The sequence below is a fragment of the Paenarthrobacter sp. CCNWLY172 genome (genome assembly GCF_037402035.1).
Lineage (GTDB): Bacteria > Actinomycetota > Actinomycetes > Actinomycetales > Micrococcaceae > Arthrobacter.
The window spans coordinates 447844-461335 of sequence record NZ_JBBEGB010000002.1 but is presented as its reverse complement, the minus strand read 5'-3'; the positions used below and the strand labels follow the sequence as shown (position 1 = coordinate 461335).

The window sequence follows — 13492 nt, the reverse complement described above, 5'->3', positions numbered from 1 at the left end:
TTCGGTCCGGGTCCGTTCCACAGCCTGCGCCGCGACCACCTGCAAGTACTCCACCGACCGGGCGATCTCCTCGACCTCGCCGGCAAAATCCGCTGCCTCCACAAACCCAAACAACCGGGTTTTAGGAATGACGGATTGACGAAGGGATGTCAGGATTGCACCGGCCTGCGCAAGTGGTACGTCTACGACGTCGGGAGAGGGTTGGCCCGCATCGACAAAGCCAGCCGCGCGCTTAATGTCCGCAACCGGAACTACACGCAAGCCCGGAGCAACGTCTGCGGAGCTCAGGCCGCCAGCGTAACCCGACTCCGAGGACCGCGCCATCGGACTCAGACCGAGAAGCAGCCCAGTGCCGCTGGACGTATCCGCATCCTGGCCTACCGCCGTCGTGAGCTTGAATGCCGGGACCCGGGCAGGCCCGTTAAGAGATGTGAGGGCTCTTTGACGAAGCAGCGCATGGCCGCGGGGCGAGCCTGCCCGCCTTGCCAATACCTGCCCGATTGCTCCCATGAATCAAGCATCTCAGGGGGGTCCGACATTATTAGGGCGCCCGGCTACCGGGTGATCTGCTCCCGCAAAATATCCGCGTGCCCGCAGTGCTGGGCGAGTTCGCGGAGCATGTGCAGGTACACCCATCGGAGGGGGAGCGGGCCGCGGCGGTTCCCTAGCACAAGGTCGTCGAGGCCCAATTGGGCCGCCGCCTGCCTGGATGCCGAGCAAGCCGCGGCATAGGCGCTTCGGATGCTGGCAATGGTGTCGTTATCGTCCAGGATGAACGAATCGTCCGGCGTCGCTGGGATGCCGATCTCGGCCCGGGTCCTGCACGTGATGGCTTCGTCGAACCACACTTTTTCGACGAAGGTGGCGTGCTTCACCAGGCCCAGGAGCGTGGTGCGCGAGGCGACCAGCCGGCGTCGTGCTTGTTCCTCAGTAAGTCCATCGAGGCACTCGGTGAGGGCCCTGCGATGCTCATCCAGGAATGTGTCGAACTGGGTCCGGGCGTCCTGGTTGATGACATCCTCAGTGGAGGTGTGCGGGAGCGCGCTCATCCGAAAACCACCGTGCCGTCGTCGTTGATTCCCCAGCCGGGGTTGTGCGCGATCTCCCAGACGATGCCGTTGGGGTCCTTGACGTGGCCGTGGAAGATGCCGCCAAACGCGCCTGCCTGCGCCGGCTTCAAAACCGACGCGCCGGCCGCCACCAAGGAATCGATGGTGCTGGCGACTTCCTCGGGGCTGCGGACGTTGTGGGACAGCGTTACTCCGCTGACTCCCGCCGTCGGAGCAGTGGCGCCGAGGTCCTGGTCGAACTTATCGGCGTCGAACAGGCCGAGCATCAGCCCTGGCCCGATCTGGAAGAAGAGGATCTCGCCGGGAACGTCCATGGCCGGATCCCAGCCGAGCCCGTCCTTATAGAAGGCGCGGGCGGCGTCGAGATCCTTGGTGGCGAACGTGAGGAAATGCAGTCGCTGGTCCATAGGGGAAGCCTAGCGGGAGGGTACGACGGCGGCACTCGCCTGGGGCGGTTGGTGCAACAACGTTGGCGGAGCCATGCAACGATTCGGGTGCCATTCGATGCCGACCGTGTCCGCGCGGTGCCGGAACCGCCAACAATGAAGGTATGGCCAAACCAGCGCAGTCCAAGTCACGCGGCACAGAGTCATGGATGCTGGCGTCGGCGCTTTTCCTTACGATGGGGGCTGTCGGGTGTAGCCCTTCGTTAAGTTCGCTGCCGTGCATGCCTCCCGATTACCAAGTGTCCCCTTCGTCGGCGAGGCCGGGTGACATGGTGACGGTCTCGGCGCCGGAGGCGAAATGCAATCCCCGTTATGGACCCAACGCGCAGGTTCGTGTCGTCTTGACGGACGCTTCAGGAGAAGACGTCCTCAACACCATGGCTCCCATGACTGACGCGGGCGGTTTCGTGGTCACCATCGAAGTCCCATTGCTGGCAGCTCCGGGTGTCATGGCCGTGAAGGCCGAGCCCTATGGTGTCGACTGGTGCGATGACACAGGCACGAACAACCGGGCGAACCAGGGTGAGGCGGAGCTTGAGAGAGCCTCTTGTGCGGAGCCGATGAAGCCACTGACCATCACAAGGTAGCCAACTTGGCCAGTCCTGTTGAGCCCCGGTCCGGGCCGGTGGGAGGATGGAGCAGTGGAACCCCTCTTCGACTTCCTTGGCAGTTACTGGTGGCTCATTTTCCCTATCGGCGGGATGGCTGGTGGCTGGGCGAGGTCGTGGTCGAAAGCCAGCGAGGAACGGCACCGCCGCAAGGTGGAATTGCTGAAGTTGAAGAACCAGTTGGCGGTGCACGAGGAGGCCAACCAGGCCGAGGTAGTCTCGCTGATTGACGCGCATGATTCGGTGAACCACAGATGGCTTGATTACGAGCTCGACGTCGGCAACCTTATTGACTTCCCCCTCATGACTGACGTGCGAGAGCCGCTCACCGTCGCGTTCCTGCGCGCCAAGAAAGAGGCCGACGGCTTGCGGCCCGCCACTCCTGAAGAGATTTCGACGCCGGCCCGGCTGGCTGAGTACCGCGCAGCTGTCCACAGTTACGAACTCGCTTTCGATGTCGCCGAGCGGGAGGCCCGGCGCATCAAGGACGGCAACTTCAGTGGCCCCGAACGGCAACGACTTGCGACCGCAAGGAAGCTGCTGCGCATCGCGGAAGACACTGCCGCCACCCCTGCCGAACGGCAAACCGCCTACAAGCGGGCCCGCAAGGAACTCGATGGCCTGATCGTGCTGCCGGAGGCGACCGTTGCCGCGCTCGAGAGCAAGATCATCAGCGTGTTGGATTCCCGCAAGGACCCGGACACGGACGTGCGGTTCGCTTGACGCCACGCAGAAGGCTCGCCGTCATTACAGGTGCCAGCCGCGGTCTGGGGAAGTCGTTGGTGGAGGAATTCTCCGACGCCGGTTGGGCGGTTGTCGCAGTCACGCGGACCCCCACCACGTGGGCCGGCCGACAGCATGTCACCGCGGTTACACAGGATGTCCGGCACCAGCCGTCCGACGAGCTGCTGTCAACCATCCGGGGCAGATCCGTTGACGTACTCATCAACAATGCTGCCCAGGGGGCTCAGTACGCCGAACCCGGTGACATAGCAACGGAAGGCGTTCTCAACGCCGTCGACGTCAACGTTGCTGGACCCCTGCGTCTGGTGCAGGCCATCCTGCCGAACCTGCTGGCCGCACCGGATCCGGTGATCATTAACGTCACGTCCCGCCTGGGTTCGATGGCGGCCCAAGCACGGGGTGACTACGCGGAGCTCTCCACGAGCTACGCGTACAAAATCTCCAAGGCTGCGCAGAACATGCTGACCATTTCCTTCGCCCACGACCTCGCTGGCAGGGTGCGCTGCTGGGCGGTTCATCCTGGCAAGCTGGCCACTGACATGGGGCAGTCTGACGCCTCCAAGGATCCGCGGGTCGCGGCCCAAGAGCTGCGGGAACTGGTTGATTCCGGCGACAGCACATCACCGCGCTTCGTCTCACTCGGGGCGGCCGACCTCGCCTGGTAGCGGCGCTAAACATCTGGCTGTGCCTTCATGACCTTCTTTGACCACGGTTAGGCCGATGTGCAACCCATATCGACTGATTTTGGGCCTGCCTGCAGCCAAAGTGGGTGGGGACGGTACGCGCATTAGCCCAGCTCCACGCCCATCACTGTTCGCACCACAGATCCGCCCAGATCGTCCTCGAGGTGCCGCATCCCCAGCCGCTCAGCTACTCGGCGTGATGCGGCATTGTCCGGGTGGACGATGGCCACGAGCAGACCAACCCCCACCACGTCGCGCGCGAATTCCAGGCACGCCAGCGCCGCTTCCGAGGCATACCCGCGTCCCTGAAGTTCTCGGCGGACGTGGTACCCGACCTCGAGTTCGGACCGCCCGTTGACCTGTTGCCAGGTCAGCCCGCAGTCGCCCACGAAGTCGCCGTCGTGTGTTTCCATAATCCACAACCCGTACCCGTGGCGCGCGTAGTTCGCTTGGTTCCATGCGATCCAGTCAGCGGCTTCGTCACGGGTTTTGGGGGAGGGGTAGTAGGTCATCACGTCTGGATCACCGAGCATCAAGCTCATCGCATCGAGATCAGCCATCGTCATCTGGCGGAAACGGAGCCGGGCTGTCGGGTGGGGGAGCATGTCCGCAGCCTACCTTCAGCAGAGCGGACAAGAAGGATAAGAGCGTCCGCTCAGGCCGTAGTCCGCACTTCCACCGGCGTCAGCATCTCCCGCTCGAACCCCACCACGCGGCGCGGCCCGTGCAGGATCACCTCATGCGTGTGGGCGTCAGCAGTACTGGACGTCGAGACGTGCAGCTTCACCAAACCCGGCGTCACCACTCGGTGAAGGTCCAGGCCGGTAAAGGAGGTCCGGTCGGCGTGAACCAGGAACTCCACCTCGGCAGAACCCCCTGCTGGAAGCTCGACGCGCGCGTAGCCGATCAGCTCGCGGAGGGGACGAACCACTTCACCCACCGGATCCTCCAAGTACAGCTGCACGACCTCTGCGCCACTACGGGAACCAGTATTCGTGACCGTGCAGCTGACGGTGACCGAGTCCGACGTCGACATGGTCGGTGCACTGCATTGGTGCTCCGACAACTCCATCGTTGTGTAGGACAGGCCATGCCCAAAACCGAACAACGGCGAGGGGTCCAGGGCGCTTACCCCTGAGGGTCCAGCGAGCTTCGAATGCAGGTACGTGCCGGGCTGGCCGCCGGGGGAGCGCGGCACTGATACGGGCAGTTTTCCGGACGGATTGACGACGCCGGTGAGCACGTCCCAGAGCGCCTCGGCTCCTTCTTCGCCTGGGAAGAAGCCTTGGACGATCGCGTCGGCACGCTCCACGAAGTCGCCCAGCGCGTAGGGTCGCCCGCTGAGGACCACCACCACCGTGCGCGTTCCTGAATCTGCGCAATCAGCGAGAATGCGGTCCAGCATGAGGTGTTGGTCGCCGGGAAGGCGAAGGTCGGCGGCATCGTTACCTTCGCCGGACGTACCCCTGCCGAACAGCCCAGCGTTGTCGCCAACCACCACCACGCACGTGTCCACGGAGGATGCCACCTGGCAGGCTTCGGCGATCTGCTCCTCAGTGGCGGCCTCGCAGTTTCCGGTGACCGATGTAGCCACTGACCCGAACCGTCCGGAAGCAACGCCGGCCACGGACGGAACCGAGATTCCCATCGGCACGTCCGGATGTGAAGCTCCAACATGCGCGTCAAAGGAATAGCACCCAAGCATCGCGAAGGGATCGTCAGCCAGCGGACCGACAACACCCAGCGAACCGGTCGACGCGACAGGCAGTGGCAACGCCGGAGCTCCATCGAACTCCCGGTTGCTCAACAGCACCAGGGACTGGGAGGCCAGCTCACGCGCCAATGCCCGGTTCTCCGCCGGATCAAGGTCGATTGGACCGGACATCGCTCCGGGGACAGGGGAGAAGTCCGGCGACAACAACCCAATCTCCGCCTTCTGCCTCAGAACGCGGCGCAGGGCGTCATCCACCACGGACTCGTCCAACGCACCCTCGCGGATGCGACGCAGCAGCGGCTCACCGAAGCAGTTCACCGTAGGAAGTTCAACGTCGACGCCCGCGCTCAGGGCCAGCACTGCAGCGTCACCGGAGTCTGCGGCCACGCCGTGCGTGACGTCCAGGAACGCGACGCCGAAGTAGTCAGCCACCACGGTCCCGGTGAAGCCCCATTCCTCACGAAGCAGCCCCGTCAACAGGGCGCGGTTCGCGGCGGCTGGTACGCCGTCGACGTCGGTATAGGCGTGCATCACCGAGCGGGGACCGCCGTGGCGGATCGCCATTTCAAACGGCGGCAGCATGACGTCGGCGAGTTCGCGGGGGCCCATGGAGACGGGCGCGTGGTTACGGCCGGCTTGGGAGGCTGAGTAGCCCACGAAGTGTTTGAGGGTGGCGACGATGCCGGTGGATTCCAGGCCATGCACGTACGCTGTGGCCACCGTGCCTACCAGATACGGGTCTTCGCCGATGGTTTCTTCCACGCGGCCCCAACGGAGGTCCCGCACCACGTCCAGGACGGGGGCCAGGCCCTGATGGACGCCCAAAGACCGCATACCCGCACCGATCCGGGTTGCCATCTCCCGTACCAAGTCAGGGTTGAAGGTGGCCCCCCAGGCGAGCGGAACGGGGAAAGCCGTTGCCTTCCACGCGGCCAGCCCGGCCAAGCATTCCTCGTGGACCTGCGCGGGGATGCCGAAGCGGGAAGCGGCCATGATCTGCTCCTGCGCGGCCGCCAGCCGGTGCGCGCCCTCAGCGGGGTCAACCGGAACGGTGCCGTACATACGCGTGATCTGCCCGAGTCCGTCGGCGATGATGTCATCCCAGGAGCGGGCGTCTCCCGCCATCTGGCTTTGCAGCGGAGCCACGGAATCGCCGTCGGTGGAGGCATTGACCCACACGCCCACCAGTTGGGCGAGCTTCTCCTCCAGTGTCATTTCGCGGATGAGGTGCTCTACGACGTCCGACGCCGGAACGCGGGCAAGTGATTGCTGATCGGCGGCGCCGGTGCTCACAGGCTTCTCCTTGGATTCTGCAGATGATTTTTAGAAACTATCAGAAACATCCAATTACTTTCCATAGTAGAAAAACCTTGACTTCGTCCGCGGCATCTTCATAGCGTTGAGGACTGAGGCGGAAGCAGTGCATCCAAAGGCGCGGCAGGCCTTGCAGAAAAATAAGAAACTTTCGGAAATGAATCCACGTCAATCGGAGAACCATGCACACGTACAGAGTGGCCATCGTCGGCGCTGGCGGGATCGCGGCAGTCCACGCGTCCAACCTGGCCCGGACCGATCACAGGGCGGAGTTGGTGGCCGCGTGCGATGTTGACGAAATCCGCCTGCAGGCCTTCGCTGACGACCATGGCATTGCCGGCCGCTACCAGAGCCTCACCGAGCTACTGGCAGAGTCGAAACCGGACATCGTGCACCTCTGCACGCCGCCTATGATGCACATCGACCAAGCTATTGAGTGCCTCGAAGCCGGCGTCCATGTCCTGTCCGAGAAGCCGCCGGCGCTCAGCCTGGCCGACTTCGATCGCCTCGACGACGCGCAAACACAGGGCGGGGCCCAGTTTTCGTGCGTCTTCCAACACCGTTTCGGTGACGCTTCGGCTGCCGCCAGGGCCCTGATCGGGGGCAGCGATTTTGGCCGTCCGCTCGTGGCCCGTTGCGACACGCTCTGGTACCGGCCCGATGAGTACTTCGACCTCCCTTGGCGTGGCACCTGGAAGGCCGAGGGTGGCGGACCCACCATGGGCCACGGCATCCACCAGTTCGATCTTCTCCTCCACTTGCTCGGCCCGTGGGAGGAGGTCACCGCCATCGCATCCCGGCAAGCCCGCGCCACGTCCACCGAAGACTTCTCCGCTGCTTTGGTCCGCTTCGAAAACGGCGCCGCCGCCACGGTCATCAACTCGCTGCTCTCGCCAAGGGAAACCTCGGACATCCGCGTCGACTGCGAATTCGCCACCATCGAACTCAGCCACCTCTACGGTTACGGCACCAAGGACTGGACCATCACGGCCGCGCCAGGACACGAAGACGAAGTGTCTGCCGCCTGGAGCGCAAAGCCGTTGGAGCGGGGCAGCGGACACTCCGCCCAGTTCCTGGCGATGTATGACGCGCTCGACGCCGGACTGCCGCTACCAGCCGACGCGGACTCTGCCCGGCAAACACTGGAGTTCGCTGCCGCGATTTACGCCTCGGCCTTTACCGGCCACCCCGTGCGGCGCGGGGACATCGTCCCCGGCCACGCTTTCTACGAGGGCATGGACGGTGAAGGTCGCGGCACCCGCGTCCTGGCCTCCACAGCCCGCGCCTGAAGCCCACACCCGAACCGGAGATCCCACATGACCACCACAGCCATGACCGCCACAGCCCAGACCACCCTGACCGAAACCGTCAGCTACACCGACAACGGCCACTCCTTGACGTTCACCGTCGGAGACCAGCAGATCGCCACGTACGCGTACCGTCCCACAGACGACCAGTACGAAAGTCCCCGCCCCTTTTTCCATCCCCTCACCACACTGGAGGGAGACGAGGTCACTATTTCCAGGCCGTGGGATCACGTGTGGCACAAGGGCCTGTCGTGGGCGCTGCCGAACGTGGGCGAGCACAATTTCTGGGGCGGAGCCACGTACACCCGCGAGACCGGCTACTCGAACCTGGACAACAACGGCGCCATGAACCACGAGGCCTTCACCAGCATCGAAGAACTCGGGACGGGGATCACCGCAGCGGAATCGCTGCTGTGGACTGCCCAGCCTGCCGAAACCCAGCCGGCCGAAACCCAGCCGGCCACACAAGGGCAGGCCGGCGCACCCCTCATCAGGGAACAGCGCCGTTTCGCCATCCAACTGCTCGCCACCGGAAACGCGTGGGCTCTGCTCTTCGAAACCACCATGGACAACGTCTCCGGTGCGGAGATCGGAATCGGCAGCCCCACTACCGAAGGCCGCGACAACGCAGGGTATGGCGGCTTGTTCTGGCGCGGACCCAGGTCCTTCACCGGCGGCCAGTTCCGATCCGACAAGGGGACCGGTGCCGACGAATTCATGGGCACCCGTTCTCCGTGGATCGCCTTTACCGGCCAGCACGATGTCACCTGCCGGCAGTCCAGCATCCTGTTCGTCGAGGACCAGGCCAACCCTGGCGCGTCCAACCAGTGGTTCGCCCGCTCGTCCATGTTTGCCTGCCTCGGCTCGGCACCGTTCTTCAGCGAAGTAGTCCCGCTCAAGGAGGGCCAGCCGCTGACGTACCGCTACGCCGTCGTGATTGCTGACGGGGCGCTGGAAGACCAAAAGGCAGCTGCGCTCGCCGACGCTGCCAAAGCTGCACTGGATGCCTGGGCCTAAGATGTGCACATCGTTCCCGGGGGCCACTGCGGTTTCCGAGGTCAGCATTTACGATTGGCCCGGGCTGGATGGCGCGGCCGGAGGCTCCCCGCACCTGCACACTGCGTCCACTGAAGCGTACGTGGTGCAGCAGGGTTTCGGCCGCCTGGAGACCTTGGATTCCCGCGGGTTCACCTCCACGCCGCTGGCGCCCGGGACGGTGGTCTGGTTTACGCCGGGTACGGTGCATCGCGCCATCAATGACTCCGGCGACCTCAGGGTGCTGGTGGTGATGCAGAATGCCGGGCTCCCCGAGAACGGTGACGCCGTGATGACCTTCCCGCCAAGGCACCTGGTGGATCACGAGACGTACGCACGCGCCGCCGCGCTGCTGTCGAAGAACGCCGACGGCGGTGACGCGGCTGCGGAGGCGGCCGCGCGTCGCCGTCGTGATCTGGCGTTGGAGGGTTATCTGGAGCTGAAAACGGCAGTCCAAAAATCCGGGGCCGCTGCGCTCGCCGACTTTCACGCTGCCGCCGCGCGATTGGTGCAGGGGAAAGCCGGGACGTGGCGCGGGTACCTCACGGACGGCGCAGAGCGGCAGGCCACCCTGACAGGGCAGCACTTGCTGTCTCTCGAGTCCATGGAAAGTTTCTACATGCAGGACGCGAGGACTACGATGGGCGAACGGAAAACCCGCAGGATCTACGGCATGTGCGGTCGGATCCAGGCGTGGGAACTTTCCGAAACTGTCATCGCCGGGACGTGATTCCCGGCCGGGAAGGTGGGGACCATGGTAACCAAGCAGGACTCGGGACGGGCGACGATCAGCGAGATCGCCCGGGAGGCCGGCGTCTCCGTTCCCACTGTCTCCAAAGTCCTTAACGGCCATGCCCACGTCGCGGCAGCCACCCGCGCAAGGGTCGAAGAAATCATCGCCAAGCGTGACTACGCCCGCCGCCCCGCCAAGCGCAGCAAGAAGGCCGGGCTCATCGACCTCGTGTTCCCGGGCATGGGCTCTGAATGGGCGTGCGAGATCATCGAAGGCGTGGAACGGGTCGCCCAGGAAGCCGGGTACGGCACTGTGGTCAGCAGCCTGTCGCTGGACGGGTCCAGGATCCGCCCGTGGCTGGCGAACCTTGCGGAGCGAAAGTCCGACGGCGTGCTGCTCGCCGTGTACGAACTGGACTCGAAGCAGATTCAGCGCATCAAGTCGCTCGGCATTCCGGTGATCCTGATCGACCCCGTGGGGCAGCCGGGACCGGATCTCATGACCGTGGGTGCCGCCAACTGGGACGGTGCGTTCTCGGCCACAGAACACTTGTTGAAGCTTGGCCACACAAGGATCGGCATGATCGGTGGCCGTGAGGATCTGCAGTGCAGCAGTGCACGCGAGGACGGGTATCTGGCTGCGCTGCGGCGAGGCGGCGTGGACGTTGATCCGTCGTTGATGGTGCCCGGCGACTTCTCCACCGAATCCGGGGCACGGGGGACCGAGGCTCTGCTTTCCCTGGCAGACAAGCCCACCGCGATCTTTACTGGCAACGACGCCCAGGCTCTCGGCGCCTACCGTGCCGCGCGCTCAGCTGGCCTGCGTATTCCCGAGGACCTCTCCATCATCGGCTTCGATGACATCCCCGCTGCGGAATGGATCGAACCCGGCCTCACCACCGTCCGCCAGCCCGTGGTGCAGATGGCTGAAACCGCCATGCGCGCGCTCCTCCGGCACCTCGAGGGTGACGAGGAGTTGCCGCAGCGGATCGAGCTGGGAACGGAGCTGGTGGTGAGGGGCTCGACGGCTCCTGTTTCTTAGCCCCGGCCCATGCTCGTGGACGGATCCCCGCCGCCCTCTGAGGGGTCTGCGCGGAGGTCGTCGGGATCTCCGTCGGGCAACCCCGCCGGTCCCGGGACGTCTCCCGGGGCCGCCGGAACGTCGTCGTCGGTTTCGCTGGCTTGGCGGGTGTCGCCGTCGGACCCTGTCCGGCGTGAGGTGGTGCCGGCGTCTGGTTCTCCGGGCCCGCGGTGGCGGCCCTTGGAGTTGGTTTCCGGAGAAAGGTCCTCGTCCATGGCGTTGGAACCCTCGCTGATGGACGAATGGACCTGGATGTCGTCGTCCTTCTTGCCCGGCTCGGGGACGTGGCCGTCGTCCACGGGATCGGACGTGCCGGCCAGGTCTTCCATCGCGTTTTCGGTTGCCTTGCGGATGCTGTCTTCTACGCCCATCAGATAACTCCTTTGCACGAAAGGCCCGTGTGCCGGACCCGATTGCATAGTAAGCCTACTTACTTTTTCGGTGATGTGAAACCCGTACCGGGGTTGACAAAGTGGCTCCTTTTGGGTTGCGTCGCCGCAGGTCAGGACCTTACGCGCCGCACTTTGTACCGTTGATCGTTGGGCGATAAGGTATTGCCAGACCGTTTTGCAGAGGGCGGCCCTTTTCGCTCCTTTGCTGTCTGCTGGGGACGCATTTCAGTCAGTAGGAACGTGCATGGTCAACCCCCGCCCTGAGCAGGAAGCTCTCCAGAATGGATACTTTTTAGATCTCGTCCTGGGCAGCGAAGATGTAGAGGCTTTTCTCAGCGATTTAGCGGCTTTCTCAGCCGAAAGCCTCTCGCATCCTGACTCCACCGTCTTCTGCGGTATCACCGTCCTGCGCCGTAAGAAGTCCGCTACCGCGGCCAGCAGTGACGACCGTGCCCGCGTGATGGACGAGCTTCAAAACGACTTTGAGGGCCCGTGCCTCACGGCCATGGACAAGCTGACTTCCGTCCTGGTGCCGGACCTCCTGCGTGAGCACCGCTGGCCGGACTACGTCGAAGCTGCATCGCACCAGGGTTTGAGGTCAATCCTCAGTGTCCCGCTTCTGGTGGAGGGCGATACACGTGCCGCCCTCAACCTTTACTCGGAGCGGGCAAATGCGTTCAGTGACTCCGACGTGGAGCATGCAGAGGTCTTCGCCTCGCATGCCTCGAAGTCGCTGCGCCTCGCCCTGAAGATCGCGCAACTCAGCGATGCCCGGAACGACCTCGCGGCAGCCATGCAGTCCCGCACCGTGATCGACCTCGCTGTCGGAGCGATCATGGCGCAGAACAAGTGCAGCCAGGAAGAGGCCTTCACCATCCTTCGCACCGCCTCCAGCAACCGCAACATCAAGCTACGGCACTTGGCGAAGTCCATCATCGCGGCCGTCTCGTCAGGAAAGATCACCACGCACTTCGAGGAGTAGGGGCCCTACCGCCGCAACGCCCCGTCCCACACCAGCTTCACGGCGTTGCGCACACGCTCCCGGGTTTCAGCGATGGACGCGGCATCGGAACCTGCAGGCCGCACCACGAACTGGTAGTAGTACAGCCCGTTGATGAGGTCGATCATCGCCTCCACATCCACGTCCGGCGCCAGCTCACCGGCGGAAATTCCGCGGCGGATTTCCGCCGCAATCGGTTCGCGGCGCCGGGAGACGTGGCGGTTCCAGGACAACGCACGGAGTTCATCGTTCTCCAGGCCCATGGCCACGCGCTTCTTCACCAGCGCGCCCACGCGGCCGTCGACGTCGATCGCTGCTTCTTCATACGAGGCGAGGATCGTCTCCAGTGTGGTGTCCTTTCGCCGGAAGCCGATGCTGGACCGGACGCTGTCCAAAGCCGCGGCGATCAGCTCTTCGCGGCTGCTCCAGCGACGGTACAGGGCGGCCCGGCTCACGCCTGAACGCTCGGTAATCGCTGAGATGGTCACGTCCCGTGTGTCGCGTTCAAGCAACAGCTCCACTGTGGAGGAAAGGACGGTGGACTCCAGTGCGGTGTCACGCGGCCTGCCCGGCCGACGATCCGCAACGGCGGCGGTGTCAGGCATCGGCAATCACCAAGCGCTCACGCAACTGCGCTATGGTCGCGTCCGACAGCCCGGCACGCCGCACAGGCTCCAGCACACTCCCGTGCCGCTCGATCAGCACCTTCTGCATCGCCTCCATGGATTCCACATGGGCGCCCATCATGGCGCCCATGCCCTTGATGGCTTCCTCGTCAAGGACCCGGTCCGGCATGAGACCACCCATGATCGCCCGGAGCCGGGGGAACAGCTGCGGCAGGCGGGTGGCCGTCACGGCGTAGTCGGCGGAGATGGTTTCCGGCGTAGCGCCCAATGCTGACAGCACGACGGCGGCGAACACTCCCGTACGATCCTTGCCGGCCGCGCAATGGAAGACGGTGGCGCCGTCGGCCATGGCTACCAGCGTCACGCCGAGGGCGAGCTGCCGGGCCTGGGTCTCGAGCAGGTTGGCGTACCAAGCGCCCACATGTGCAGGAGTAGTGGCTGCGGTCATCATCTCGTGGCTGATGTCCTCCGGCGATGAAACCGACGCCGTCAACGCAAGGTGATGGTAGCTTACGCCCGGTACAGTCAACGGGCCCCGCCCGGTGAAGAGTGCTTCCTCCGGTGAGCGGAGATCGATCACCGAGGTGACGCCGTCGTCGATCATTTGCTGGGCGAAAGCCGCCGGCATCACCGAGACATCATCACTGCGGAGCAGTACGCCGGGACGGGTGGTACCGCCGGAAACGGGCAGGCCGCCAAGGTCGCGCAGGTTGACGGGAGAGAGATCCAAAGTTTCCACA

15 protein-coding genes and 1 pseudogene are annotated in these 13492 nt (G+C 64.4%); 8 read left to right on the top strand and 8 right to left on the bottom strand.

Going from position 1 to position 13492, the window contains the following annotated elements:
* The 3 genes and pseudogenes from WBN73_RS04845 to WBN73_RS04835 form a co-directional block, all read right to left on the bottom strand.
* A pseudogene (locus WBN73_RS04845) lies at positions 1-510 on the bottom strand (HNH endonuclease signature motif containing protein); the annotation flags it as partial.
* Between the two features lie 44 nt (positions 511-554).
* Entirely contained in the window at positions 555-1049 is a 495-nt protein-coding gene (locus WBN73_RS04840; protein WP_207596666.1) for a DinB family protein, read from the bottom strand.
* Positions 1046-1477 carry a VOC family protein gene (locus WBN73_RS04835; protein WP_337339431.1) on the bottom strand — a complete coding sequence of 144 codons (432 nt, stop codon included), beginning with the start codon at positions 1475-1477 and terminating at the stop codon, positions 1046-1048. Before WBN73_RS04835 ends, WBN73_RS04840 begins: the two co-directional genes overlap by 4 nt.
* Positions 1478-1737: 260 nt before the next feature.
* On the opposite strand from WBN73_RS04835, the gene WBN73_RS04830 reads away from it, so the two are divergent.
* Genes WBN73_RS04830 through WBN73_RS04820 form a run of 3 tightly spaced genes read left to right on the top strand, consistent with a single transcriptional unit; the run spans position 1738 to position 3533 of the window.
* Positions 1738-2103 carry a hypothetical protein gene (locus tag WBN73_RS04830; protein ID WP_337339432.1) on the top strand — a complete coding sequence of 122 codons (366 nt, stop codon included), beginning with the start codon at positions 1738-1740 and terminating at the stop codon, positions 2101-2103.
* Between the two features lie 54 nt (positions 2104-2157).
* Positions 2158-2847, top strand: a complete 690-nt coding sequence (locus WBN73_RS04825) for a hypothetical protein (protein WP_337339433.1) — start codon at positions 2158-2160, stop codon at positions 2845-2847.
* Positions 2844-3533 (top strand): SDR family NAD(P)-dependent oxidoreductase, encoded by a 690-nt coding sequence (locus WBN73_RS04820; protein WP_337339434.1) that lies wholly within the window; start codon positions 2844-2846, stop codon positions 3531-3533. Before WBN73_RS04825 ends, WBN73_RS04820 begins: the two co-directional genes overlap by 4 nt.
* 122 nt (positions 3534-3655) lie before the next feature.
* Here WBN73_RS04820 and WBN73_RS04815 read toward each other — a convergent pair whose 3' ends face one another.
* The gene (locus tag WBN73_RS04815; RefSeq protein WP_337339435.1) at positions 3656-4156 is read right to left on the bottom strand and encodes a GNAT family N-acetyltransferase; all 501 of its coding nucleotides are present in this window, start codon (positions 4154-4156) and stop codon (positions 3656-3658) included.
* A 50-nt stretch (positions 4157-4206) separates the two neighbouring features.
* The gene (locus tag WBN73_RS04810) at positions 4207-6558 is read right to left on the bottom strand and encodes a glycoside hydrolase family 3 N-terminal domain-containing protein (RefSeq protein WP_337339436.1); all 2352 of its coding nucleotides are present in this window, start codon (positions 6556-6558) and stop codon (positions 4207-4209) included.
* A 203-nt stretch (positions 6559-6761) separates the two neighbouring features.
* Between WBN73_RS04810 and WBN73_RS04805 the strand changes: the two genes are divergently transcribed.
* The 4 genes from WBN73_RS04805 to WBN73_RS04790 are packed head-to-tail and all read left to right on the top strand — an operon-like array spanning position 6762 to position 10695.
* Positions 6762-7868, top strand: a complete 1107-nt coding sequence (locus WBN73_RS04805; protein WP_337339437.1) for a Gfo/Idh/MocA family protein — start codon at positions 6762-6764, stop codon at positions 7866-7868.
* Positions 7869-7910: 42 nt separating this feature from the next.
* The gene (locus WBN73_RS04800) at positions 7911-8903 is read left to right on the top strand and encodes a PmoA family protein (protein ID WP_337339638.1); all 993 of its coding nucleotides are present in this window, start codon (positions 7911-7913) and stop codon (positions 8901-8903) included.
* On the top strand, positions 8890-9651 hold the full coding sequence (locus tag WBN73_RS04795) for a cupin domain-containing protein (protein ID WP_443193238.1): 762 nt from the start codon (positions 8890-8892) through the stop codon (positions 9649-9651). The genes WBN73_RS04800 and WBN73_RS04795 overlap by 14 nt, the downstream gene beginning before the upstream one ends.
* Before the next feature lie 24 nt (positions 9652-9675).
* Positions 9676-10695: a LacI family DNA-binding transcriptional regulator gene (locus WBN73_RS04790; RefSeq protein WP_207596674.1), complete on the top strand. Its 1020-nt coding sequence runs from the start codon at positions 9676-9678 to the stop codon at positions 10693-10695.
* On the opposite strand, the gene WBN73_RS04785 is transcribed toward WBN73_RS04790, so the two are convergent.
* The gene (locus WBN73_RS04785; RefSeq protein ID WP_337339438.1) at positions 10692-11105 is read right to left on the bottom strand and encodes a hypothetical protein; all 414 of its coding nucleotides are present in this window, start codon (positions 11103-11105) and stop codon (positions 10692-10694) included. The two genes, WBN73_RS04790 and WBN73_RS04785, sit on opposite strands and share 4 nt — an antisense overlap.
* Before the next feature lie 265 nt (positions 11106-11370).
* Here WBN73_RS04785 and WBN73_RS04780 point away from each other — a divergent pair, with 265 nt between their 5' ends.
* Complete coding sequence (locus WBN73_RS04780; protein ID WP_207596675.1) at positions 11371-12108, top strand: GAF and ANTAR domain-containing protein; 738 nt, start codon at positions 11371-11373, stop codon at positions 12106-12108.
* Positions 12109-12113: 5 nt separating this feature from the next.
* Here WBN73_RS04780 and WBN73_RS04775 read toward each other — a convergent pair whose 3' ends face one another.
* The gene (locus WBN73_RS04775) at positions 12114-12731 is read right to left on the bottom strand and encodes a TetR/AcrR family transcriptional regulator (RefSeq protein ID WP_280627246.1); all 618 of its coding nucleotides are present in this window, start codon (positions 12729-12731) and stop codon (positions 12114-12116) included.
* Positions 12724-13491, bottom strand: a complete 768-nt coding sequence (locus WBN73_RS04770; RefSeq protein ID WP_337339439.1) for a tyrosine-protein phosphatase — start codon at positions 13489-13491, stop codon at positions 12724-12726. Before WBN73_RS04770 ends, WBN73_RS04775 begins: the two co-directional genes overlap by 8 nt.
* Position 13492 lies beyond the last annotated feature (1 nt).